Origin of the sequence: Brachybacterium tyrofermentans (assembly GCF_014897585.1) — a bacterium.
Classification (GTDB): domain Bacteria; phylum Actinomycetota; class Actinomycetes; order Actinomycetales; family Dermabacteraceae; genus Brachybacterium; species Brachybacterium tyrofermentans.
Window position 1 is genome coordinate 19,703 of record NZ_JABUXW010000030.1, and the last position, 22,714, is coordinate 42,416.

23 protein-coding genes and 1 tRNA gene are annotated in these 22,714 nt (G+C 71.1%); 14 read left to right on the forward strand and 10 right to left on the reverse strand.

The genetic code is table 11. The features are described 5' to 3' along the window. Nucleotides 1–58 precede the first annotated feature (58 nt). The gene (locus INT49_RS17640; RefSeq protein WP_193119060.1) at nucleotides 59–451 is read left to right on the forward strand and encodes an ArsR/SmtB family transcription factor; all 393 of its coding nucleotides are present in this window, start codon (nucleotides 59–61) and stop codon (nucleotides 449–451) included. A gap of 34 nt (nucleotides 452–485) precedes the next feature. Here INT49_RS17640 and INT49_RS17645 read toward each other — a convergent pair whose 3' ends face one another. After that, nucleotides 486–1,184, reverse strand: a complete 699-nt coding sequence (locus INT49_RS17645; protein WP_193119061.1) for an LrgB family protein — start codon at nucleotides 1,182–1,184, stop codon at nucleotides 486–488. Next, nucleotides 1,181–1,657, reverse strand: coding sequence for a CidA/LrgA family protein (locus INT49_RS17650; protein ID WP_193119062.1), 477 nt, complete (start codon nucleotides 1,655–1,657; stop codon nucleotides 1,181–1,183). Before INT49_RS17650 ends, INT49_RS17645 begins: the two co-directional genes overlap by 4 nt. Before the next feature lie 75 nt (nucleotides 1,658–1,732). Between INT49_RS17650 and INT49_RS17655 the strand changes: the two genes are divergently transcribed. Both INT49_RS17655 and INT49_RS17660 read left to right on the forward strand, forming a co-directional pair. Next, nucleotides 1,733–2,326, forward strand: coding sequence for a GNAT family N-acetyltransferase (locus INT49_RS17655; RefSeq protein ID WP_193119063.1), 594 nt, complete (start codon nucleotides 1,733–1,735; stop codon nucleotides 2,324–2,326). Nucleotides 2,327–2,351: 25 nt separating this feature from the next. Further along, the gene (locus tag INT49_RS17660; protein WP_193119064.1) at nucleotides 2,352–2,729 is read left to right on the forward strand and encodes a VOC family protein; all 378 of its coding nucleotides are present in this window, start codon (nucleotides 2,352–2,354) and stop codon (nucleotides 2,727–2,729) included. Nucleotides 2,730–2,863: 134 nt separating this feature from the next. Here INT49_RS17660 and INT49_RS17665 read toward each other — a convergent pair whose 3' ends face one another. The 5 genes from INT49_RS17665 to INT49_RS17685 form a co-directional block, all read right to left on the reverse strand. Further along, nucleotides 2,864–3,097: a hypothetical protein gene (locus INT49_RS17665; protein ID WP_193119065.1), complete on the reverse strand. Its 234-nt coding sequence runs from the start codon at nucleotides 3,095–3,097 to the stop codon at nucleotides 2,864–2,866. A gap of 12 nt (nucleotides 3,098–3,109) precedes the next feature. After that, on the reverse strand, nucleotides 3,110–3,658 hold the full coding sequence (locus INT49_RS17670; protein WP_193119066.1) for a pyridoxine/pyridoxamine 5'-phosphate oxidase: 549 nt from the start codon (nucleotides 3,656–3,658) through the stop codon (nucleotides 3,110–3,112). Between the two features lie 92 nt (nucleotides 3,659–3,750). Further along, nucleotides 3,751–4,497: a response regulator transcription factor gene (locus INT49_RS17675; protein ID WP_193119067.1), complete on the reverse strand. Its 747-nt coding sequence runs from the start codon at nucleotides 4,495–4,497 to the stop codon at nucleotides 3,751–3,753. Further along, nucleotides 4,487–5,914, reverse strand: a complete 1,428-nt coding sequence (locus INT49_RS17680) for a sensor histidine kinase (RefSeq protein WP_193119068.1) — start codon at nucleotides 5,912–5,914, stop codon at nucleotides 4,487–4,489. Before INT49_RS17680 ends, INT49_RS17675 begins: the two co-directional genes overlap by 11 nt. Beyond that, complete coding sequence (locus INT49_RS17685; protein ID WP_193119069.1) at nucleotides 5,911–7,236, reverse strand: hypothetical protein; 1,326 nt, start codon at nucleotides 7,234–7,236, stop codon at nucleotides 5,911–5,913. Before INT49_RS17685 ends, INT49_RS17680 begins: the two co-directional genes overlap by 4 nt. 522 nt (nucleotides 7,237–7,758) lie before the next feature. Here INT49_RS17685 and INT49_RS17690 point away from each other — a divergent pair. Continuing rightward, entirely contained in the window at nucleotides 7,759–8,394 is a 636-nt protein-coding gene (locus INT49_RS17690; RefSeq protein ID WP_193119070.1) for a cysteine peptidase family C39 domain-containing protein, read from the forward strand. A gap of 52 nt (nucleotides 8,395–8,446) precedes the next feature. On the opposite strand, the gene INT49_RS17695 is transcribed toward INT49_RS17690, so the two are convergent. Next, nucleotides 8,447–10,036, reverse strand: a complete 1,590-nt coding sequence (locus INT49_RS17695; protein WP_193119071.1) for an AbgT family transporter — start codon at nucleotides 10,034–10,036, stop codon at nucleotides 8,447–8,449. Nucleotides 10,037–10,182: 146 nt separating this feature from the next. Beyond that, a complete protein-coding gene (locus INT49_RS17700; RefSeq protein ID WP_404801957.1) occupies nucleotides 10,183–11,562 on the reverse strand; it encodes a M20 family metallopeptidase in 1,380 nt (459 codons plus the stop codon). Nucleotides 11,563–11,821: 259 nt separating this feature from the next. On the opposite strand from INT49_RS17700, the gene INT49_RS17705 reads away from it, so the two are divergent. The 6 genes from INT49_RS17705 (at nucleotide 11,822) to INT49_RS17730 (ending at nucleotide 17,657) form a co-directional block, all read left to right on the forward strand. Beyond that, nucleotides 11,822–12,754: a PTS sugar transporter subunit IIA gene (locus tag INT49_RS17705; RefSeq protein WP_193119073.1), complete on the forward strand. Its 933-nt coding sequence runs from the start codon at nucleotides 11,822–11,824 to the stop codon at nucleotides 12,752–12,754. A gap of 146 nt (nucleotides 12,755–12,900) precedes the next feature. Next, nucleotides 12,901–14,484, forward strand: coding sequence for a PTS ascorbate transporter subunit IIC (locus tag INT49_RS17710; RefSeq protein WP_193119074.1), 1,584 nt, complete (start codon nucleotides 12,901–12,903; stop codon nucleotides 14,482–14,484). 275 nt (nucleotides 14,485–14,759) lie between these two features. Beyond that, nucleotides 14,760–16,403, forward strand: coding sequence for a sodium-dependent transporter (locus INT49_RS17715; protein WP_193119075.1), 1,644 nt, complete (start codon nucleotides 14,760–14,762; stop codon nucleotides 16,401–16,403). A 76-nt stretch (nucleotides 16,404–16,479) separates the two neighbouring features. Beyond that, nucleotides 16,480–16,587 carry a methionine/alanine import family NSS transporter small subunit gene (locus INT49_RS17720; protein ID WP_193119076.1) on the forward strand — a complete coding sequence of 36 codons (108 nt, stop codon included), beginning with the start codon at nucleotides 16,480–16,482 and terminating at the stop codon, nucleotides 16,585–16,587. Nucleotides 16,588–16,920: 333 nt separating this feature from the next. After that, nucleotides 16,921–17,448 carry a flavin reductase family protein gene (locus INT49_RS17725; protein WP_193119077.1) on the forward strand — a complete coding sequence of 176 codons (528 nt, stop codon included), beginning with the start codon at nucleotides 16,921–16,923 and terminating at the stop codon, nucleotides 17,446–17,448. A 124-nt stretch (nucleotides 17,449–17,572) separates the two neighbouring features. Beyond that, nucleotides 17,573–17,657: transfer RNA gene (locus INT49_RS17730), tRNA-Ser, on the forward strand. Nucleotides 17,658–17,759: 102 nt separating this feature from the next. Here INT49_RS17730 and INT49_RS17735 read toward each other — a convergent pair. Then, nucleotides 17,760–18,821, reverse strand: a complete 1,062-nt coding sequence (locus INT49_RS17735; RefSeq protein WP_193119078.1) for an Rv2578c family radical SAM protein — start codon at nucleotides 18,819–18,821, stop codon at nucleotides 17,760–17,762. Nucleotides 18,822–19,095: 274 nt separating this feature from the next. Between INT49_RS17735 and INT49_RS17740 the strand changes: the two genes are divergently transcribed. The 4 genes from INT49_RS17740 (at nucleotide 19,096) to INT49_RS17755 (ending at nucleotide 22,595) form a co-directional block, all read left to right on the forward strand. Continuing rightward, nucleotides 19,096–20,382, forward strand: a complete 1,287-nt coding sequence (locus INT49_RS17740) for a hypothetical protein (protein ID WP_226850874.1) — start codon at nucleotides 19,096–19,098, stop codon at nucleotides 20,380–20,382. 35 nt (nucleotides 20,383–20,417) lie between these two features. Beyond that, nucleotides 20,418–21,047 carry an OsmC family protein gene (locus INT49_RS17745; protein WP_193119079.1) on the forward strand — a complete coding sequence of 210 codons (630 nt, stop codon included), beginning with the start codon at nucleotides 20,418–20,420 and terminating at the stop codon, nucleotides 21,045–21,047. Between the two features lie 142 nt (nucleotides 21,048–21,189). Next, a complete protein-coding gene (locus tag INT49_RS17750; protein ID WP_193119080.1) occupies nucleotides 21,190–21,921 on the forward strand; it encodes a methionine ABC transporter ATP-binding protein in 732 nt (243 codons plus the stop codon). Then, nucleotides 21,918–22,595 carry a methionine ABC transporter permease gene (locus INT49_RS17755; protein WP_193119081.1) on the forward strand — a complete coding sequence of 226 codons (678 nt, stop codon included), beginning with the start codon at nucleotides 21,918–21,920 and terminating at the stop codon, nucleotides 22,593–22,595. The genes INT49_RS17750 and INT49_RS17755 overlap by 4 nt, the downstream gene beginning before the upstream one ends. Nucleotides 22,596–22,714: the final 119 nt, after the last annotated feature.

Consider the following 22,714-nt stretch of genomic DNA (forward strand, 5'->3'; position numbering starts at 1 on the left):
GAACATCGATGCGAACGCTAGCCTGTCACATAGACATCCGTCAATGTAAGGTGACCACATGACCTCCCCCTCGATCGCGCCCCCGAGCACACCTCCGGAGAGCATCGCGCCGTCGTGCACACCGGGCGAGCGCGCCACACTCGACTGCTGCACGCTCGGGGCCGGCCCGATCGATGTCGCCGAGGCGGAGCATCTGGCGCTGCGCCTCAAAGCGCTCTCGGACCCGACGCGCCTCCAGCTGCTCTCGCATGTGGCGGCCCAGGGATGCGGCGACGTCTGCGCCTGCGATCTCACCGAGCCGCTGGGCATCAGCCAGCCGACCGTCAGCCACCATATGAAGAAGCTCGTCGACGCCGGCCTGCTCACCCGCGAGCAGAAGGGGCGGTGGGCCCACTACTCCGTCATTCCGTCGGCCTTCGCCGAGCTGCGTGCCTTCCTCGACCTGACCTGATAGCTCGTCGTCGCCCGCCGTTCCAGCACCGATCTCAGCCGGTGACCAGTGCTGCGACGATCGGCAGCACGGTGGTCATGACCAGGGCGTTCATCACCATCGCGGCGCTGGACCAGCCGCCGGACACGGTGGATTCGGCGAGCACGCGCGAGGTGCCGATGCCGTGGGAGGTCAGGCCGACGGCGAAACCGCGAGCGCGTTCGTCGCGCACCCGCACCAGGGTCAGCAGCGCCGGGCCGACGACCGCCCCGAGCACCCCGGAGATCAGGGTGAGCACCACCGCGAGCGGCACGGACGCCCCGAGGAGCTCCGCGATCGACAGTCCCACCGGCGAGGTCACGGACCGGGGCAGGGCGGCGCGCAGCAGGTCGTCCCCCACCCCGAACCCGGTCAGCACCGCGACGGTGAGCGCCACGCTCAGCGCGCCGCCCACCACCAGCGTCGCCAGCACGGCGGGGGCCGACGAGGCCAGCGCCCGGCCGTTGCGCAGCAGCGGCAGGGCCAGGGCCACGGTGGCAGGGCCGAGCAGGAGGGTCAGCACGGTCACCTGCTCGAGGTACTCGGCGTACGGGAGCCCGGTCAGCTGCAGCACCCCGGCCACGATCACGACCGTGACGAGCACCGGGGACAGCAGCCCGGGCCGCCCCGTTCGCTGGTACAGCCACAGGGACAGCAGGTAGGCGCTGAGCGTGAGCGCGAGGCCGAACACCGGCAGGTGGATGAGCGTGCTCATGCGGCCGCGCCCCCCGGCTGCGGGGCGTCGGGCCCGCCGGGCTCCCCGGAGCCTCCGTCCGGACCTCGCCCGTCGGCAGCCCTCCCCCTGGCCCGCCGACGATCCTGCCGGCGCAGCAGCGCCTGCAGCATCGTCCCCGCGACCAGCAGAGTGACCACGAAGGAACCGCCCACGGCGAGCGCGATCGGCAGCGCTTTCTGCGCCAGGGAGTCGAGCTCGAGCAGGATCCCGACGCCGGGCGGGACGAACAGCAGCTGCAGGTGCGCGAGGAGCGGGGTCGCGGCCGGTTCGGCGACGCGCAGCACGGCGCGCGTGGGCCGCAGCAGACCGAGCACCACCAGCAGCACGATCCCGATCACCACCCCGGGGACGGGCAGGCCCAGCAGCGCCGACAGGCCCAGGCCCACCATCTGCGCGAGCAGCAGGACCACGAGGCCGAGCAGCACGGGAGGGAGCAGAGCAGCGCGGGACATCCCGGTCAGGGTAGCCCGACAGGACGCCCGCGCATCGCGTTGACCACCGCAGCCCGCGCACCGCACACTGCCCTCATGCCGCGCACGCCCCGCACGTCCCTCGTCTTTCCCCTGGTCGGCGAGCGCGTGCTGCTGCGCCCGTTCGAGCAGGTCGACGCCGCAGCCGCGCACGGGATCTACGGCGACGCCGTGGTCATGCGATACGTCGGTGACGGCAAGGCGGTCTCGCCGGCGACGACGACGCAGATGATCACGGACTACCGCCGCCACCAGAGCGAGCGCGGCTTCGCGTTCTGGGCGGTGATCGACCGTGGCACCGGCGGACTGATCGGCGACGCCGGACTGGAGGTCACCCGGTTCGGGACCGAGCTCGGCTACACCCTCGCCCGCGACGCCTGGGGGCGGGGCCTGGCGACGGAGGCTGCGCAGCTGTGCGTGGACGCCGCGTTCGGCCCGCTCGACATCCCGCGCCTGGTGGCGGTGGCCGACGCCGAGAACCCTGCCTCGGCGCGGGTGCTGGAGAAGATCGGCTTCGCCGCTGCCGGGACCGTCACGGCCTACGGCCGTCCGCACCGGCGCTTCGCGCTGCCTCGCAGCGACCAGCACGCCGACGGACTTCACCGCGCCTGTCAGCCCGACAAGGGTCTGCATCACGAGGACAGATCCTGACCTCCCACCGTGCGAGGATCCAGCAATGACACAGTCGCAGGTCACCTTGGGTGCCTACAACCTCGACACCTCGGATCCCCACCACCTTGCCGAATTCTGGTCGCAGCTGACGGGCGGGGATCCTCAGCCCGGCGGGAACAGCGTGTACATCGCCCCGGCCGGTGCCCACGGTTTCGGGATGTTCATCCAGCCGAGCGACTCTCCCCGACCGGATCGCCAGTCCTCGCACCTCGACCTGACCGTGCCCTGGGGGCAGCGGGAGCAGGAGGTCGACCGTGCCGTCTCGCTCGGCGCCGTGGTGCGGTGGCATGTGCTCGACGAGTACCCGCACGTCCAGTGGACGACACTCGCCGATCCGGAGGGGAACCTGTTCTGCATCGCAGAACATCCGCCGACACCCTGACCCGCCCCGCCCCGCACTCGGGCCTAGACCGCGAACGGGAACGCGAACGCGGCCGTGCTCCGAAAGGTTCCACCTCGATGGCACCTTTCGGAACACGGTCGGAGAAACATGGCCGAAGGAACATGCTCGGAGGACTACGGACGGCGGTCAGCGGTCCCGGCCCGGCCCCTGCGGCGAGCTCGTGCCTCCAGCACGCGACCGACGATGATCATCGCGGCGCCGCCGACCATGTAGAGCAGACCGAAGTTGCTCCAGGAGATGCCGCCGTGCAGAAGGGCGAGCACGACGGTTGCCACCAGGCCGCCCACGAGAAAGACGAGGCCGCTGCGCTGCAGGGTCCGCGGGTAGAAGATGTGCGCTCTCGCCATGTCGTCCTTCCGTCATCTGCCCTGGGCGTGATGCCAGGAGCCGTCCTCTCGACGGTAGCTGACATACACATGATTCCGATCTGCGCGGGCCTGCATGAACTCGATCCGCTCCGGCTGCACGGCGTAGACCTGCCAGTCGGGATTCGGGGTCCCGTCCGAGGTGGGGCGGGCGAGCCAGTCCCGCTGCGAGACGTCCTCCCCGAGGGCAGTGACCACTCCGGTGACCTGCACCTGCCGTCCGCTCTCGCGCCAGAAGAAGGTCATGGCCGCGCGGGGATCCTCCGCGAGCTGATGCGCCTTGGCCGAGGTGTTGCGCGTGGAGATCTGGAAGCCGGTCTCGTCGAGGTCCTTGAGGATCAGGGTGCGGCCGACGGGGGCTCCGCCCGGCAGCAGGGTCTGGAACGTCATCGCGTGAGGCTGGCGGGTACCGCTCGCGATCGCCTCCTCGAGCCAGGTCAGGAACAGCTCGGTCGGGTCCATGGGCAGCGTCGCGAGATCAAGCTCAGGCATCACGTCGGGAAACGCGGGCAGGGCGCGGAGGCGTGCGGCGAGATCGCTCATCCCTCCATCCTGCGTGCGGCCCGCGCGGAGGACAAGGCGCGCTCAGGCGTCGCCGAGCCCGCAGCGCTCGGAAGGCGTCGCGCGGCGCGACCTCACGGCTCGACGAGCCCGGTTCGGTAGGCGACGACGGTGGCCTGAGTGCGGTCACGGGCACCGAGCTTGCGCAGCACGGAGGCAACGTGGGTGCGCACGGTCTCGGTGCCCAGGACCAGCTGCGCAGCGATCTCGGCGTTGCTCGACCCGCGGGCCACGGCCTCGAGCACCTCCGTCTCCCGCGGGGTCAACGCCGGACCGGTGTACGCCGCGGTGGCCGCGCGAGGCTGCAGCAGGGTGCGTACGGCGCCGGGGAACAGCAGGCTGTCTCCGTGGGCGATCGTGCGCACGGCCTGCACCATCTCCTCGGCGCGGGATCGCTTCAGCAGGAAGCCCGACGCCCCTGCCAGGAGCGCGTCCAGCACATACCCGTCGTGCTCGAAGGTGGTCACGACCAGCACCTTCGGCGGTTCGGGGAGGCGCAGCAGCAGCTCCGTGGCGCGGATCCCGTCGATCTCGGGCATGCGCACGTCCATGCACACCACCTCCGGGGCCTCTCGTCGGGCGAACTGCACGGCGTCGGCGCCATCGTCGGCTTCGCCGATCACCTCGAGATCCTGCTCGGCATCGAGGATCATCCTCATGCCCTGGCGGACCAGGGGCTCGTCATCGACCAGCAGGATGCGGACCGGGGTGCGGCCCGATCCCGCACCTGCAGCCGCGCCCGCGCCCGCGCCCGCGCCCGCGCCCGCGCCGGAGGCCACCGTGCTGCCCGTGCTGGTCACGCCGTCGGGCTCAGGGGTCATGTCGGGGCCTCTCGGAGAGGATCGGGAGCTCGGCGCGTGCGCGCCAGCTGCCGTCGGACGGTCCGGCCTCCAGCGTGCCACCCCACAGCTCGAGACGCTCCCGCAGTCCGGCGAGGCCGCGCCCGCGGCGTCGGGACGCCGAAGCCTCCGGAACCTTCGAGACACCCGACGCCTTCGAGCTCTCCGAGCCCTCCGAGCCCTCCGAGCCCTCCGAGCCCTCCGAGCCCTCCGAGCCCTCCGAGCCCTCCGAGCCCTCCGAGCCCTCCGAGCCCTCCGAGCGAGCATCATCTCTCCGCAGGGCCGTCGTCGACAGCGGATTGCTCGTCTCGACGGACACGACGCGTTCTCCCGTCGCCGCCGCGCCCTCGGCGACGCGCAGCTGCACCGGACCGGCGCCGCCGTGGCGGTGCGCGTTGGTGAGGAGCTCGGTGACGATCCGGGCGAGGTGCTCGTGCTGGAGACGGGACAGGCCTCGGGGGACCGCCACGCTCGCGCGCAGATCCAGGCCTGCCCGCCGGTGGTCCTCGAGGACCCGGTCCAGGCGAGGCGCGGCTCCCCCGTCGGCCACCTCCCCGTAGGCCGCCTCCCCGTCGGCCGCCTCCCCGTCGGCCGCCTCGTCGCGCAGGCCCGCGAGCACCTCATCGAGATCGAGCAGCGCTTCGCGCGCGGTGGCCTCGATCTGCGCGAGGGACTGCGCGGCCGCGTCCTGGTCACGGGCGATGACGTGCCCACCGGCGGCCGCCTGGATGCTGACGATGGTGAGGGCGTGGCCGATGCCGTCGTGCAGCTCGCGGGCGATGCGGGTGCGTTCGGACTCCCGATCGATCCGGGCCAGGGCCAGCTCGAGACGGTCCCTGGAGGTGGGTCCCAGCAGCCGGGGCGCGAGCCGGGCGGCGAGCCGTCCGAGCGGGAGGAAGGCTGCCAGGGAGAGGACGGCCGAGAGCAGTGCGGCGGCGGCGATGCCGAACCGTCCGGCCGCCGTGCTCGCCGTCGGCACCAGGGTGCTCTCCCCACCGCGGAGCGCTTCGACGAGGGTGAGCACCGAGGCGGGAAGCAGCATCGTCAGGAAGGCCGCGACCAGAAGCCCCAGCAGCAGGTGCAGCTGCACCCACACCACGTCCTGCGCACGGTGCACGAGGCCCGGCCGCGAGGGCACCACCAGCTCGGAGTCGACGCCGAGCATCGAGCGGGCAGCGGTGACCTCGAGCTCCCTCACCCCGGGGACCAGACCGAGCAGGCCGCCCAGCAGGATCGCCAGCAGCACACCCGGCAGGAGGAGCGGGACGGGCAGCAGCTGCTGACGGGGCACGGGGACCACGAGCGCGAGGACGAGCACGACGGTCGTCCCGATCGCCGCGCCCGTCATCAGCCACGCGAAGCGGCTGCCCTGCTGTCGGACCTGCCGTCGATTGCTCACGCCCCCATCCTGGCCGAGGCGGGGCCTCCGGCGCGAGGGTCGATGGTCGACCGGCGGTGGCCGACGTACCCCCACACGGCGAGCGCGAGCGCAGGGCCCCACAGCCAGCAGGGGAAGACCAGGGCGAACTCGAGCGCCGTCGCCAGGCCGAGTGCGGACGCGCTGAGCATGACTGGTACCGCCGCGAAGCACAGCAGGGCGGCGACCGTGAACCCGGGGATGGCGGCGAAGGCGACGGGGACAGGGCGCCCGCCGACGGCGGGGAACCAGCGCGGGAACACCTCGCCCCAGGGGCGGATCAGGCCGATGGTGAGGAGCACGCCGAGCCAGGCGCCCGTCGAGAGCGCGAGCCCCCAGACGCGCACGGAGGGATCGCCGGCGGCCATCTCCCCGCCGAGCAGCGGCCACGGGGTGAGCCAGGTCAGGCGGAGCAGCGCGTACGGAAGCGGGCCGCAGGCCGCGATCAGCGTGAGGATCCTGCGTCGGCGCACTGTCCACGCCCCCAGCGCGCGCAGGGTCCCGGTGTCGCGCAGTGCGAGCAGGGAGATCGCGGCCCAGAGGGCGCCGGCGACGACGAAGTGCGCCGTGGCGACGATCAGGGGGCCGGTGGCGAGCAGGCTGGGCAGGATCATCGAGGCGAGGTGGGCGATCGTCCCCGCGCCGGCGACGGCGCCCAGGATCAGCAGGGCGAGCAGGGGGACGCCGACGACCCACCGGGCCCGGCCTCCGTGGAGGACCAGCAGCACGCCGACCGCGCTCAGCAGGATCGGCATCGACAGGGCGATGAGGTATCCGGTCTGGGCGAGCGTCATGAAGCTCGCGAAGCCCAGTCCGAACAGGGCGACCTGCAGGCCGCCCACCACCGCCAGGGCGGGACCGGGCCGACGGGACAGGCCGACGACCCCCACCACCGCCCCGAGCAGCGCCACGACGATCTGCAGGGTGTACAGCGGGCCTGCGCCGATCAGTTCGAGCAGGGGCGGCGGCGTGGCCGAGGCGGTGAACAGCGCGGCGTCAGGGGCCATCAGCCAGCGGATCCCGAGGGCTGCGCTGATCAGGCTGGTGAGCGTGCCCAGCAGCAGGAGGATCCGGAGGGAGCGGGGCGCTGCTCGCTCGGCGTCGTCGGGGCGTGTCCCCGCCGTGCCGTCGGCGCGCAGGCCCGCAGTGTCGAGGGGGCGCCGCCCCGCAGCGTCGTGGGGGTGCTGCCCCGCAGCGTCGTGGAGGCGCGGGCCCGCAGTGTCGTGGAGGCGAGGGCCCGTAGTGATTCCGGGGCGTGATCTCGGTGTCGTGGGGCGTGGGCGTGGATTCGGTGTTGTGGTCATGTCCCGAGACTTCGCTCATCGGCGCCGCCCCACCTCCCCCGCGCGGGTGAACACTCTCCCCCTGGAGCGCTCCGGCGAGTGCGACCTTCGGGATCTCAAGGTTCCAGGACGCCAGCGTCAAGGTCGCACTCGACGAGTGGATGGCTCGGACGACTCGGACGATTCGACCTGGGCCGGGGCTCCCCCGGGTCCGCCCTGATCTCGCAGGCTCCCCCTGCCCCCTGCCCCCTGCCGTCTGCCTCTTCCGCCCCTGCCCGTCTGCCCCTTCTGCCCCTTCTGCCCCTGACCCTTCTGACCCTTCTAACCCTTCTGACCTGCAGGGGAGCCGGCGTCTCGGTCCGATCCCGTCCCCTGTTGCGCGTGACACCCCGCGTGGTGCGTCACGCACGTCTTGCGGCGGGCGCCCGGTCTCTCACAGCGTGGGTCACGAGGGAGCTCGACCTGCGACCCAGGCGCTCCCGCCACGACGTCCCCGTCGCGACCACCAGGTACTCATCGGAGGGATCCCGGATGACGAGCCCCATGACCACCCCCATCAGCCGGCGCGCCGCACTCCGCGGTCTGGGCTTCGTCGGCCTCGCCGCGACCACCGGCCTGTTCGCGACCGCCCAGGCCAAGGTGGCGAGCGATCTCGTCGTCGTCGATCAGGGCGGCACCGGCCCCTGGGACGGCGAGAACTGCGGCCCGACGTCGGCCGTGATCGCCCTGGTCGCCGCCGGCAAGGCACCGGAGCACTACGTCTCCGGGCCGGAGGGCGCGACCGTGGGCGGCAACGCCACCGCGGTCGAGGACATGCGCGTCGCCTGCGGCCTGTCTCCCCAGGGCGACGCGTCCGCCAAGAGCGTGGACTACTGGGGCGCCTACCTCAAGGACCTCGAGGCGGGGATCCGGGAGTACGACGGCACCGCCACGCACTCCATGTTCGAGGAGGGCGTGGATGCCGCCGCGAGCGGATCGGTGGTGATCCTGCACGTCCATCACGGGACGCTGATCGGCGAGGAGGCCGACTACGGCCACTTCGTCGTCGCCCAGGGCACGGACTCCGACGGCAACATCCTGGTCTCCGATCCGGGACGGGCGCAGACGATCGGCATCACCGGGTACTCGCGTCAGCACCTGCTGGATTCCCAACGGGACGACGCCACCATCGTCAGCTGACCGGCCCGTTCGGTCCGCTCAGCCCGGCCCGCTCGGCCCCGCCTGCCGGGCGTCACTTCTCCAGGAAGATCCCGTTGCCCGGGCCCAGCGGCAGGTCGAACGCGAAGAACACCGCGAGGATGACGGTCCACACGATCCAGAACGGGATGACGAACGGGAGCATGCGCGCCATCAGGGTGCCCAGGCCCGCGCCCGGCTCGTACTTCCGGATCATGCCCAGCAGCACGATCATGTACGGGTTCATCGGGGTGATGACCTGGGTGGCGGAGTCGCCCACGCGGAACGCCGCCTGGGTGAAGGCGGGCTCGTAGCCGATCAGCGCGAACATCGGCACGAACACGGCGCCCATGATCGCCCACATGGCGGAGCCGGAGATGATGAACAGGTTCAGGCAGCTGGCCAGGAGGATGAACCCGAGCACGGCGGGGAACCCTGTCAGCCCCACGCCCTCGAGCCCGGCGGCGCCGGTCACGGCGATCCAGGTGCCGATGCCGGACCAGTTGAACAGGGCGATGAAGTTGCCCAGCACGAAGGCGAGCACCACGAACGGCAGCATCTCCTTGAGCGACTCGGTCATCATGTCCACGGCGTCCCGGGTGGAGCGCACCGTCTTCGTGGCGATCCCGTAGGCGAGGCCGAGCACCACGAAGTAGGCGACCACGATGAACACGATCGAGCTCAGCAGCGGGGACTTCGGCAGGAAGCCGCCGTCCTCGTTGCGCCACGGCGAGTCCGGGACCAGGAACGCCACGAGGAAGATCGCGGTGAGCACCACGGCGCTGATCACCGCGGCCAGCAGGCCCTTGTTCTCCTCGGGGGTGAGGGCGGCGCGCATCTGCTCGGCGCTCTCGGCGCTGTCGGCAGCGCCCTCGACGGCGACCTCGTCACGGTTGATGCCCTGACGTGTCAGGCGCGGCTCGAGGACCTTGTCGATGATGAACCCGGCGACGAAGCCCAGGATGATCGACGAGGTGATGTTGAAGAACCAGTTCGAGACCGGGTTGACCGCGGTGGTCTCGAAGCCGGGCAGGGCGCCCATCACCGACGTGGTGATGCCGGCGAACAGGGCATCCAGCGAGGTCGGGAAGATGTTCGTGGAGTAGCCGGCGCCTGCCGCGGCGAAGCCGCCCAGCAGACCGGCCACGGGGTGGCGGCCGGCGGCCTTGAACACGAGGGCCGCGAGCGGCGGGACCACCACGAAGGCGGTGTCGGCCATGATCGAGGAGATCACGCCGACGAATCCGACCACGTAGGGCAGCAGCCAGGCCGGCGAGGTGCCGAACAGCTTGCGGATCCCGGCGGCGAGCAGCCCGGAATGCTGGGCGATGCCGATCGCCAGCAGGATCGGCAGCACGGTCACCAGCGGGGGGAATCCGATGAAGTTCTCGCCGAGGGTGGTGGTCAGCCAGGTCAGCCCTTCCCCCGTGAACAGGCCCTTGATGACCGTGGGCTCCTCGGAGCCGGGCACGGAGACCACCACGCCGCTCCCGGCCATCGCGGTGGACACGATGCCGGTGACCGCGAAGAGCACCAGGAAGAGCATGAAGGGTTCGGGCAGCTTGTTGCCGGCCCTCTCCACGCCGTTGAGGATCTTGTCGGTGATGCCGGTCGTCGCCGGCGGTGTCGATGTCGTCTTGCTCATGGGGACTCCAGACGAGTCGGGCGGAGGGGCGGGGAGGGATGCCGGCACAGGGGCCGACGGGGAGAGGCGTCAGGGTCTGCGGGGTCTCGGCGGCCGGCCATTCTGAGCGGCCAGTCGACCCTGCATAGTCAGTCGAACCTGAGCACTCAGTCGAAGAAGCCGGGCACGTCGATCGCGCCGCCGGCCTCCTCGAACTCGGCGGCCATGGCGGTGGCCAGCTGCGGATCGTGCAGGGCGTCGAGCACCGTGGCCGCCAGGCCGTAGGCCCCGTCGGCCGCTGCGGACCGGGCGTCCTCGGAGACCGCCCAGGTCGCGAACTCGCGGGTGTGCAGGGCGACCTCGGGCGGGGCGATCCGGATCACCGGGTGGATCCCGGGCACGCGGTAGCTGACGTTGCCGAAGTCGGTGGAGGCCGCGAGGATCGGCGAGACCACGCCGAAGGGCAGCGGGTCGCGGCCCCGGCGGCGCTGCGCCTGGACCCAGCGCCCGGTGAGCGCCTCGTTCGTGCGCACCGGGAGGGAGGGCGGATGCTCGTCCCAGCGCACGGTCACGCCCACGCCGGCCATGAGGGCGGCGCCGCGGGCCACGTCGTCGACCCGCGTCGAGAGATCCTTGAGGGTCTCGGGGCGCTGCGAGCGCACATACAGATCGAGCTTGGCGTAGTCCGGCACGACGCTCGCGCGCTCGCCGCCCTCGCGGATCACCGCGTGGATGCGGTCCGACGGCGGGGTCTGCTGCCGCATCAGCCCGATCCCCTGGTACATGAGGTTCGCGGCGTCCAGGGCGTTGCGGCCCATGAACGGTTGCGCGGAGGCGTGGGCGGTGTGCCCGTGGAACTCGACGGTGAGGGTCCGACGCCCCAGCCAGGTCTGATCGGCCAGGTCATAGCCGTAGGGGTGGGCCATCACGGCCGCGTCCAGGCCCTCGAAGGCGCCTTCTCGCGCCATGTACTCCTTGCCGGTGTGGCCCTCCTCGGCGGGGGTCCCGAGGAACACGACCCGTCCGGGAACGGCCGACGGGTCGGCCTTCGCCAGCGCCGAGAGGGCCAGGAACGCGCCCAGCCCCATGACCGCGATGACGTTGTGGCCGCAGCCATGGCCCACGCCGGGCAGCGCGTCGTACTCGGAGAGGATCGCGAGCGTCGGCCCGTCGGCCCCGCCGTTCCCGCCCCCGGCGCCGGTTCCCGAGATCTCCGCACGGATCGCGGTGTCCAGGCCGTGCACGCCCAGCTGCGCCTCGATGCCGTGCTCGGCGAGGACGTCGACGATGGCGCGCGCCGAGCGGTGCTCCTGAAAGGCGACCTCGGGGTGCTCGGCGAGGTCGAGCATGAGGTCGATCATCCCGGGACCGTCGGCCGCGACGCGCTCCTCGAGCCGGTCGTGCAAGGCGATGCTCGCCCCGTCGAACGACGAGCCCGGATGGGACGCGGTGCGCATCGCCGATTCCCGCTCGTCATCGAGCTGGCGGAGGTAGGCGGTGGACACCTCGGTGTGCTGGGTCTCCGGGTGCGCCGGACGCGAGGGCACCGGGCGAGGGGACGTCTGCGGGGAAGGCGTCGGCTGAGAAGGCATGGGGACGACAATAGGCATGAACGGCTCGGTCGAGAAGAAATATCCACCGTGTTGCAGGGTCGTGACGTCCGCGGTTCCTCGGGCTGTGACATGCGCGGCCAGTGCGGACTCCCGCTGTGGCGGCCGCACGGTCCCGGCAACCGCACAGTCCCCGCGACCGCGTAGTGTCGGCCCTCGCATCAGCGAATCCCCTCGTCGGAAGAAGTCCTTCCCCATGTCCCAGCTCAGCGATCTGGTCGACCCCACCGCGATCCTCCTCGACGCCCCGGCGCAGGACTGGCGCGCCGCGATCCGGCTCTCCGGGGACCTGCTGGTCTCCGCCGAGGCCACCACCGGCTCCTATACCGAGGCGATGATCCGCACGGTCGAGGAGCACGGTCCTTACATCGTCATCGCGCCCGGCTTCGCCCTCGCGCACGCCCGCCCCGACGACTCCGTGCTGCGCACGGCGCTGTCGTTCGTGCGCCTGGCCGAGCCGATCCCTTTCGGCAACGCGGCCAACGACCCCGTCACCCTCGTCATGGCGCTCGCCGCCGCGGACAGCTCCGCCCACCAGGCGGCCCTCGCCGCCCTGGCCGGGGTGCTGGCTGATCCGGCGGGACGTCGCGCACTGGATAGCGCGTCGACCCCGTCTGAGGTGCTCGCCGCCCTCGGTGCCGACGGCCCAGCCGACGCGACCGGCTCAACCGGCTCAACCGGCTCAACCGGCTCAACCGGCTCAACCGGCTCAACCGGCTCAACCGGCTCAACCGGCTCAACCGGCTCAACCGACGCGAGCATGGCGGCCACCGCGGGGGCCGACGGGTCCGCGGCGTCGGCCGACTCCGACCCCGCCGTCGTCGACCCCGACGCGGTCCCCTCGAAGAACCTGATCCTCACCGTCTGCGGGAACGGTCTGGGCACCAGCCTGTTCCTGAAGAACACCGCCGAGCAGGTCCTGGACCGCTGGGGCTGGTCCTCCTACCTCGACATCCAGGCCACCGACACGATCTCCGCCAAGGGCCGGGCCAAGGAGGCGGACGTCATCCTCACCTCGGGCGCCATCGCCGACACCCTGGGCGACGTCGGCGTCCGCGTCGAGATCATCGAGAACTTCACCTCCCAGGCGGAGATCGACGCCGTGCTGCGGCGCGTCTACGCGGTCTGATCTCGGACGTCCGCATCCGGACCGACTGCATCCAGGCCGCCGGACCACTCGCCGTCCGCATCATGACCGCCTGACCCCGGGGCCATCTGAGCCCCAGCGGGCCGCCCCCGCTCCTCCTTGTCCCTCCCACCCCACGGAGCAAGACCATGAACGTGCTCGTCACGATCGCCGAGTTCCTCGTCAACGAGATCCTCAGCGTCCCCGCCTATCTCATCGGCATCATCACCGCAATCGGCCTGATCGCCCTGCGCAAGTCCGCCGGCCAGGTCGCTGGCGGCGCCCTCAAGGCCATCCTCGGCTTCCTGCTGATCGGTGCCGGCGCCACCCTCGTCACCGCCTCCCTCGCCCCGCTGGGCACCATGATCCAGGGCGCCCTCGGCGCCCAGGGCGTGGTCCCCACCAACGAGGCCATCGCCGGCATCGCCCAGGAGGAGTTCGGCGCGCAGGTGGCATGGCTGATGATCCTCGGCTTCATCGTCGCGATCGGGCTGGCCCGCTTCACGCCGCTGCGCTATGTGTTCCTCACCGGCCACCACCTGCTGTTCATGGCCACGCTGATCACGGTGGTCATGGCCTCGGCGGGCATGCCGACCGTGGTCGTGGTGGTCCTCGGCGCGGTCCTGCTGGGCATCCTCATGGTGTCGCTGCCGGCCTTCGCCCAGCCCTGGACCCGCCGCATCACCGGGGACGACTCGATCGCGATCGGCCACTTCGGCACCGCCGGCTACATCGCCGCAGGCACCGTCGGCCGGCTCGTGGACCCCAAGGGCCGCAGCCGCTCCACCGAGGACCTCAAGGTCCCCGAGTCCCTGCGCTTCCTGCGTGACTCGATGGTCGCCACCGCCCTGTCGATGGTGCTCATGTACCTCGTCGTCGCCGTCGTCTACCTGGCACGTGCCGGGCAGGGAACCGCCTTCGACGCCTTCGAGGGCGGCGCGACCGACGTCGGCAACTACCTCATGCAGTCCGTGACCCAGGGCCTCCAGTTCGGCATCGCCGTCGCCGTGATCCTCTTCGGCGTGCGCACGATCCTCGGCGAGCTGGTGCCCGCCTTCCAGGGCATCGCCGCCAAGGTGGTCCCCGGCGCGATCCCGGCGCTCGACGCCCCGATCGTCTTCCCCTACGCCCAGAACGCGGTGCTCATCGGCTTCCTCTCGAGCTTCGCCGGCGGACTCGTGGGCCTGCTGGTCCTCGGCGTCTGGCTCGGCCCGGTGCTCGGGCTCGCCCTGATCCTGCCCGGCCTGGTGCCGCACTTCTTCACCGGTGGCGCGGCCGGCGTCTACGGCAATGCGACCGGCGGCCGACGCGGCGCGGTCGCCGGCGGTTTCGTCAACGGTCTGCTCGTCACCTTCCTGCCGGCGCTGCTGCTGAAGGTGCTGGGCTCCTTCGGATCGGCCAACACCACCTTCGGCGACACCGACTTCGGCTGGTTCGGCATCCTCATCGGCTACTCGGCCCGCACCGGAGTTCTGCCCGGCATCATCCTGTTGATCGTGGTCGGCGCCGTGATCCTCGGCGGTGCCATCCTCATGCAGCGTCGCGTGGTCGACGCCGGCTGGGACCCGTCGCCGGCTCGTGCCGCCGCGGGGGCCGGGACCACGGCCGCCGTGGCCGGGGCGCCGACGGACGCCGGCTCCTCCACCGCACCTGCGGGCGCTGGCAGCAGGTCCTATCCCCGGGTCGCTCCGCCGACCGGGGCACCGACGCCTCCCCCGCCGCCCGCCGACTGATGTCGACGGCCGCCGGCTGAGGCAGGCCGGTCTGCGGGCGGGCCCCGAGGACGAGTATCATCCGGGCACGATGTGCGGCCGCCCACCCGTCCCGGCCGCGCACCATCGGCCTTCGCACGGGCGCGAGACCCGCTGACCGTGCGCCGTCCCGGCGTCCTGCCGGGTCCGCCCTGCCCGTTTCCCCGAGCTCCCCCGAGCTCCCCCTCAAGCCCCCGCTCCTCGGCGCGATCCGGGGGGAGCAACCCTTTCCGCGCAAGCCTTCGGAGGCGACACCTTTGAGCGCAACATCCCCCTCCCCTGCCGCACCGGCCTCGAGCGCCGACCGCGGGGCCTTCTCCGGACGCACCGCGTTCATCTTCGCGGCCATCGGCTCCGCAGTGGGCCTCGGCAACATCTGGCGCTTCCCCGCAGTGGCCTACGAGAACGGCGGCGGCGCGTTCATCCTGCCGTATCTCGTCGCCCTGCTCAGTGCCGGCATCCCCCTGCTGTTCCTCGACTACGCGATCGGCCACCGCTGGCGCGGCTCCGCGCCGATGGCGTGGCGTCGCTTCAGGCGCTGGACCGAGTTCATCGGCTGGTGGCAGGTGCTGATCGCGCTGATCATCGCCCTGTACTACGCGCTGATCCTGGCCTGGGCCACGAACTACACGATCTTCTCCTTCGACCAGCGCTGGGGCGATGACGCTGCCGGCTTCTTCGGGGAGTACACCCAGGCCCTCGGCGGCGCCGACGCCACGATCTCCTTCGACATCGTGCCCGCCGTGCTGATCTCCATGATCGTCGTGTGGCTGGCCGTCATCGTCGTCATGTCGCTCGGTGTGCAGAAGGGCATCTCCGCCAGCTCCGTGGTGTTCATCCCGCTGCTGGTGATCATGTTCGTGATCCTCGTGGTGAGGGCCCTGTTCCTCCCGGGCGCGATCGACGGCCTCGACGCCCTCTTCAAGCCCAACTGGGAGGCGCTGCTGGACGCGAAGGTGTGGATCGCGGCCTACGGGCAGATCTTCTTCTCGCTGTCCGTGGCCTTCGGCATCATGCTCACCTACTCCTCGTACCTGAAGAAGAAGACCGACCTCACCGGCTCCGGTCTGGTGGTCGGCTTCGCGAACTCGAGCTTCGAGATCCTCGCCGGGATCGGCGTGTTCTCGGCGCTGGGCTTCATGGCGCAGGCGCAGGGCGTCGCGATCGACGAGGTCGTGACCGACGGCGTGGGGCTCGCCTTCATCGCCTTCCCGACGATCATCAGCGAGGCGCCTGCCGGCGCCGTCATCGGCGTGCTGTTCTTCGGCTCGCTGGTGCTGGCCGGCTTCACCTCGCTGATCTCGATCGTCGAGGTGGTCATCGCCGCGATCCAGGACAAGTTCGGCTTCGCCCGCATCCCTGCCACGCTGTGGGTGTGCATCCCGCTCGCCGTGGTCTCCACGGCGCTGTTCTCCACCACCATGGGTCTGCCGCTGCTGGACGTGCTGGACAAGTGGGCCAACGAGTACGGCATCGTCGCCGCCGCCCTCGTCTCCACGATCATCGTCACCTACGTGGTGCGGGGCCTGCCCACGCTGCGCGATCACCTCAACGTCAAGGGCACCTTCCCGATCCGCACCTGGTGGATCGTGTGCGTGGGCGGCATCGCCCCGATCGTGCTCGGCGCCTCACTGGTCCTCAGCACGATCGACCTGCTCACGGCTCCGACGACATACGGGGAATACCCGGGCTGGTTCGTGTTCGTCTTCGGGTGGCTGATGGCGATCGGCCTCGTGGTCGTGGCGATCGGGCTGTCGCTGATCCCGTGGCCCGCCAGGTCGAACCTGTTCAAGGACGACTCCGACGGCGACCCGGTCGCCCCCGAGGTCGTGGCCGGCAAGGGCCTGGTCTCCACCCCGGAGGCCACCACTCCCCACGAGCTGCGGTCTGCCCAGTGGTGAGCACCGCCCCGCAGCAGATCCCGTCGGCACCACTGACCCCGTCGATCTCGTCGATCCCCCTCAGCAAGGAGTGACCATGTCCGTCTCCGCCATCGTCATGATGTCCATCGCGATCATCACCGTCTGGGGCGGCCTCGTCGCCGCCGTCGTCAACATCGTCCGTCACCCCGAGAAGGACGACTGACCCCACCGGCGACGCCCGCCCGTCGGGCACGCCGTACGCAGCACGCACCTAGCACCGCCCGTCCTTCCGGGCCCGCCCAGTTCTGCCGACCAGAGGACCGCTCCGCCCCCGCGGATCGGTCCTCTGGCCGTAGTACTGGCATCGCACGGCGGCCGCACCCGCACCCGCCGCCATCGCCGCCATCGCCGCCATCGCGCACTCAAGTCTTCCGCCGTCACATTCATGGCGGCACGACGGCTCGGCCCGTTAGGTTCGCTCCTGTCACCGCACGCACCGCACGCACCGCGTGGACCATGGAGCCCCCGGGCCGAACAACTTCGAGGAGGACACCTCATGTCGTCCGACGCCACGACCAGCGCCACTGCCGCAAGCGCCGACGGCGCCCTGGATCGCGCGACCTTCGCCGATCTCTTCCGCCGCCACCCCGCCGGCGTCGCCGTCGTCACGCTGACCGACGGGACCCGACCCCTCGGATTCACAGCGACGTCCGTGATCTCCGTGTCCGCGCAGCCTGCCGTGCTCGCGTTCTCCATCAACGACACGTCGTCCTCGTGGCCGGCGCTCAGCCAGGCCGAGACGGTCACGGTGAATCTGCTGGCCGCGGACCAGCGCCAGGTCTCCACCGTGTTCGCGACCTCGGGGATCGACCGCTTCGCCCAGGTCGACTGGCATCAGCTTCCCACCGGCGAGCCGATCCTCGAGGGCACCGCCGGGTGGATCAGCGGCCGGATCCTGGAACGCGTGCCGGCCGGCGGCAGCCACCTCGTGATCGTCGCCGCGGATCGTGCGGAGATCGCGAACGACGAGCCGCTGGTCTACCGCAACCGCACGTACCATCAGCTCCTCGAGTACGAGATCTGAGCCGGCCGATGGCGCGATCCGATGGGCCATGCCCGCCTCGGCGAGGGGCGAGTGTGACCTGCGCCCGCTCGGTTCGCACCACCCCTGGGTGTCAGGTACGCTGATGCCTGCTCTTACGAGCGCTGGAGGATTCGCCTAGCGGCCTATGGCGCACGCCTGGAACGCGTGTTGGGTTAACGCCCTCAGGGGTTCAAATCCCCTATCCTCCGCCGAAGAAATGCCCCTCACCTGCCAGTGAGGGGCATTTTCGTATCCCACTGCCTCCGAACATCCGCTCGTCTCAGAGCAGCCTCTCAGAACGCGCGTACTTCTCAGAACAGAGAGGGCTGAGGGACCAGGTCCAGCGCAGCCGGTGCGGGCCGCACTCTGCCGGCCCGGGCGACCTTGCCGGCGGCGGCTCGTCGCTGCTCGGGCTGATCCTCGTCCTCGTGGACCTCCAGGCCGTGGCGCTGCAGCAGCGGCCGCACCCGCTGGGACAGGTTCCTGCGATAGCTCGCCGGTGCGTAGGACTCCCGGCCGTAGAAACGCTGATATCCGGTGGCGAGCTCGGGATGCTCCCGCTCGATCCACTGGAGGAACCACTCCTTCGCGCCCGGCCGCAGGTGCAGCGCCCCGAAGACGACGCGCTCCGCACCAGCCGCGGCGATCTGCGCGAGGGCTTCGTCGAGCTGGGCGTCGGAGTCGGTCAGCCACGGCATGATCGGCATGAGGAACACGGTGACGCGGAAGCCGGCGTCGGCCGCGGCGCGCACGGTCGCGAGCCGCGCGGCGGTGGTCGGCGTGCCCGGCTCGATCGCCTTCTGCAGGTCGTCGTCGAAGACGGCGATCGACATCGAGAGGTCCACCGGGACCCGCTGCGCGGCCGTCGTCAGGAGCGGGAGGTCCCGCCGCAGCAGGGTGCCCTTGGTGAGGATCGAGATCGGTGCGCCGCTGTCGGCGAGGGCGGAGATGATCCCGGGCATGAGCCCGTAGCGCCCTTCGGCGCGCTGATACGGATCGGTATTGGTGCCCAGTGCCACGAGTTCGCGGTTCCAGGAGCGCTTGGCGAGCTCGGCGCGCAGCACCTCGGCGACGTTGACCTTCACGATGACCTGCTGGTCGAAGTCGGCGCCCGCGTCGAGGTCGAGATAGTTGTGCGTGCTGCGGGCGAAGCAGTAGACGCAGGCGTGGGAGCAGCCGCGATACGGATTGACGCTCCAGTCGAAGGGCATCGAGCTCGAGGCGGGCACGCGGTTCAGCGCCGATTTCGCCGTCACCTCGTGGAAGGTGACGCCCTGGAACTCCGGGGTGCGCACGCTGCGCACCAGTCCCTTCATCCCGAGCAGGGCCTGGGAGCGCTGCTCACCGTCGATCGCCTGTCCACTCCATCGCATACCGCTCAGTCGAACGTCTGTTCGATCTTTTGTCAAGGCGGCGCGCACGCATCATGGGTGGGGGCCGACGGGCGCCACCTCGTGACCGCATCGGGACCTCCTGCCTCGATCCTGATGAAGGCCCACGTCAGCAGGGCGGAGCGGCCCGATTCGTGCGCTCCGGGAGGGCCGGCGCCGGCCGTTCCGCAGTGCTGAGCCCACAGTTCCCCTACCCGTTGCGTCATCCCCGGATATCCTGCGATCTGCAACAACCGGGGAACGCAAGGGGGAACGCATGTCGGGCACAGGGGACCGCGCGCCGCATGACGGGTCACCGGGGTACGGGGGCGGCAGCAACCGTGATCAGCCGCAGGGCTGGGGCGGGCAGGGCGTCGATCCCGACGCGACCCACCAGGCGTGGAGAGCGGACCAGCCCCACCCGAACGCTCACCCCGGCGCCTCCCCGTACAACGCATCGTCCCCTGCTCCGCAGTACAACGGACAGCTCGGCGCCTCCCCACAGGGCGGGCCGGGCGGACCGATGGGCCCGGGCGGCCCACCGGGCACCGTCGGACCCACCGGGCAGCAGGCCCCGGGGCGACAGCCGTCCCCCGGACGTCGCTGGGCGCTGATCGCGGTCGCCTTCGGCTGCATCGCCATGCTGCTGCTCGTGATCGGCGGAGGCGTCCTCTACCTCACGCTCCAGCGCGGCGGCGAGCCCGACTCCCCCGGCGCCGCCCCGTCGGACCCCGAATCGACGTCGACGCAGCCCGAGGAGACCGACTTCTCGACGGACCCGGCGGAGTCGACATTCGTCGGGATCTCCCCGCTCGACACCGTGGAGGGCGACGCCGAGGACGTCTGGGCGGTCATGGCCAACAACCCGCTGACCACGGGGTCCCTGCCCGACATCAGCAGCTGCGAGATCCCCGAGACGCCTGTCGAGCAGACCGTGGAGGAGCTGCAGGCCACCCTCGACGCCGCCAACGACTGCCTGAACTTCCTGTGGTCCAGCGCGAGCTCCGACCGCGGACTGCCCTGGGACGGGCCGTCGGTCCAGGTCTACACCTACCCGGACATCCCCAGCTCCCCCTGTGAGCCGGACTCCTTCGAGGAGGACTTCCCGCGGGTCTGCAATCTCGACTTCACCATCTACTGGCCCGCGGGGTACGGCACCGGAGCCGAGCAGACCGATCCCGCCGCAGTGCCGGGCGCCTATGCGTGGGACCTCTCGTACCTGTACATGAACACGTTGACCTGGAACAGCTCGCTGGCGTTCTACTTCAACGCGCTCGACGAGAAGCTCGCGGACGATCCGGAGCGCGCCGAGGAGGCCTGGCGCCGCTACAACCTGCAGATGCGCTGCCTCGCGGCGGCCTCGACCATGCAGCTGCCCGCGGAGGCGCAGCCCACGCCGGAGATGATCGAGACCCTGCTCGACGAGTCGACCTGGCCCACGGAGGACGAGCCCCACAGCCTCGAACCGGCGTCCCGCGTGCGATGGTTGACGGTCGGCTTCGAGTCGGACGGCGACGTCGCCCAGTGCAACACCTGGCTCGCGCCGTCGGATCAGGTGGCGTGATCTCGCCAGGCGCGACACCCCACTAACCTGAGGCCATGGTGCAGCCCTCGAGCCCGAATCCGGCCACGAATCCGGCCACGCCCCCAGCCCCAGCCCCAGCCCCAGCCCCAGCCCAGTCCGCTCCGCGCGGCCCCCGGACCGATGCGCTGTACGTCGCCCGCGTGGACAACGTCGGCGGCACCTCCGGCCAGGTGCGTGTGCACGACGGACCCGCTGCTCTCGCCGCGGAGGATCCCGCCGCAGCGCGCCCCGACTCCGGGCGTCCTGCCGCAGAGGTGCCCGCGAGAACCCCGTCGGCCCCCGAGGTCTCGCTCCCCACGGGCGGGCCGACGACGCCCGCTCGCGGGTTCAACCCCGAGCAGTTCCTCGCCATGGCCTGGAGCACGTGCCTCGGCGAGACGCTGCGCGTGGTCCTCTCCGAGCACGGCCTGCCCCACGACAGCCATGTGAGCGTCGAGGTCGGCCTGCACCGCGACCCGTCGGGCGGGTACCTCTTCGCGCCCCGAGCCCTGGTCACGATCGACGCGATGGCGGCCGACGAGGCACAGCCGCTCCTCGAGGCCGCCCACGCCCGCTGCCCCGTCTCGAAGCTGCTGCGCGGCCCGGACGAGCCGGTCGTCGAGCTCCACGAGTCCGCAGACGCCGGGGAGTCCGCTCAGGGCTGAGGTCGACGTGATGCAGCACATAGCCTCCTGACCAGCGCGCTCGGTACGCTGAGAGAACCCTTTCGAGCCGCCTCGCCACGGTCCTCCGACCCCGGTCCTCCGATCCCGGCGCACGGCTCGACCCTCCCCCTCGTGAGAGCCGATGATCGAGTTCCAGAACGTCGCCAAGACCTTCCTGCAGGGCCGGTCCGTCGTGACCGCCCTGGAGGGCATCAACCTCACGATCGCCGAGAACGAGATGTTCGGCGTCGTCGGCGAATCCGGGTCCGGGAAGTCGACCCTGCTGCGCCTGATCAACCATCTCGAGGCGCCCACCTCGGGCACCGTGCTGGTCGGCGGCGAGGATCTCAGCACCCTCCCGCCCCGTGCACAGCGTGCCCGGCGGCGCGGCATCGGCATGGTGTTCCAGCAGTTCAACCTGCTCGGCAACTCGACCGTCCTGGACAACGTCTCGATGCCGCTGCGCCTGCAGGGTCGCCGCGGGCGGGACACCGCGATGCAGATGCTCGAGTTCGTGCACATGGCCGGCCACCGCGACAAGCACCCCAGCCGACTCTCCGGCGGCGAGAAGCAGCGCGTCGCGATCGCGCGAGCGCTCGTGACGAGGCCGCAGATCCTGTTGGCCGACGAGCCGACGTCGGCCCTGGACTCCGGGCACACCGATGAGGTGATGTCCGTCCTGCGGGACGTGCGCGCCGAGTTCCGCACCACGATCGTGCTGGTCAGCCATGAGCTCGACGTCATCAAGACCTCCTGCGACCGGGCCGCTGTGCTCGAGGGCGGGCACCTGGAGGCCCTCATCGACGTCACGCCGCCCCCGCCGCGCGAGCGCACCGGGAGCTATGCCGACCGCGCCCGGGAGCACCTGGCATGAACGATCTGCTGACCCGGCTGGGCGAGTACCGCGGCGAGATCATCACGTCGATCGTCGAGACCGGCTACATGCTGGGCAACTCGATGCTCGCGGCGGTCCTCGTCGGCCTTCCGCTGGGCACCCTGCTGTACCTCTCCCGCCCGGGCGGGCCCTTCGAGCGCCGCTGGCTGCACACCGTGCTCAACACCTACGTCAACGTGGTGCGCTCGGTGCCCTTCCTGCTCTTCGTCGTGGCCCTGATCCCCGTCACCCGCTGGCTGGTGGGGACCTCCTTCGGCACCACCGCGGCGTCGGTGCCGCTCGCCTTCGTGGCCGCCGCGCTCTACGCCCGCTTCTCCGAGCAGACTCTGCTGGAGGTCCCGGAGCAGACCGTGGAGCTGGCCCGGTCCCTCGGTGCGGGTCCGCTGCAGCTGGTGGTGCGCTTCCTGTACTCCGAGGCTCGCTCCGGCCTGGTGCTGAGCCTGACCACCGTCACGATCTCGATGGTCAGCTACTCCACGATCATGGGCGTGGTCGGCGGCGGCGGCGTGGGCGACTTCGCGATCCGCTACGGCTACCAGACCTACGAGTACGACCTCATGTACACCACGATCGTCCTGATGATCGTGGCCGTGATGCTCATCCAGGGGGCGGGAACCCTGCTCGCCCGGATCCTCGACAAACGCGGTCGCTGAACCGCGCCCCGCGGCTCGCGCCTCTCGTCTCACGCCCTACGCACGACTCCCAACGCCACAAGCCCCAGCTCCAGCTCCAGCTCCAGCTCCAGCTCCAGCTCCAGCTCCAGCTCCAGCTC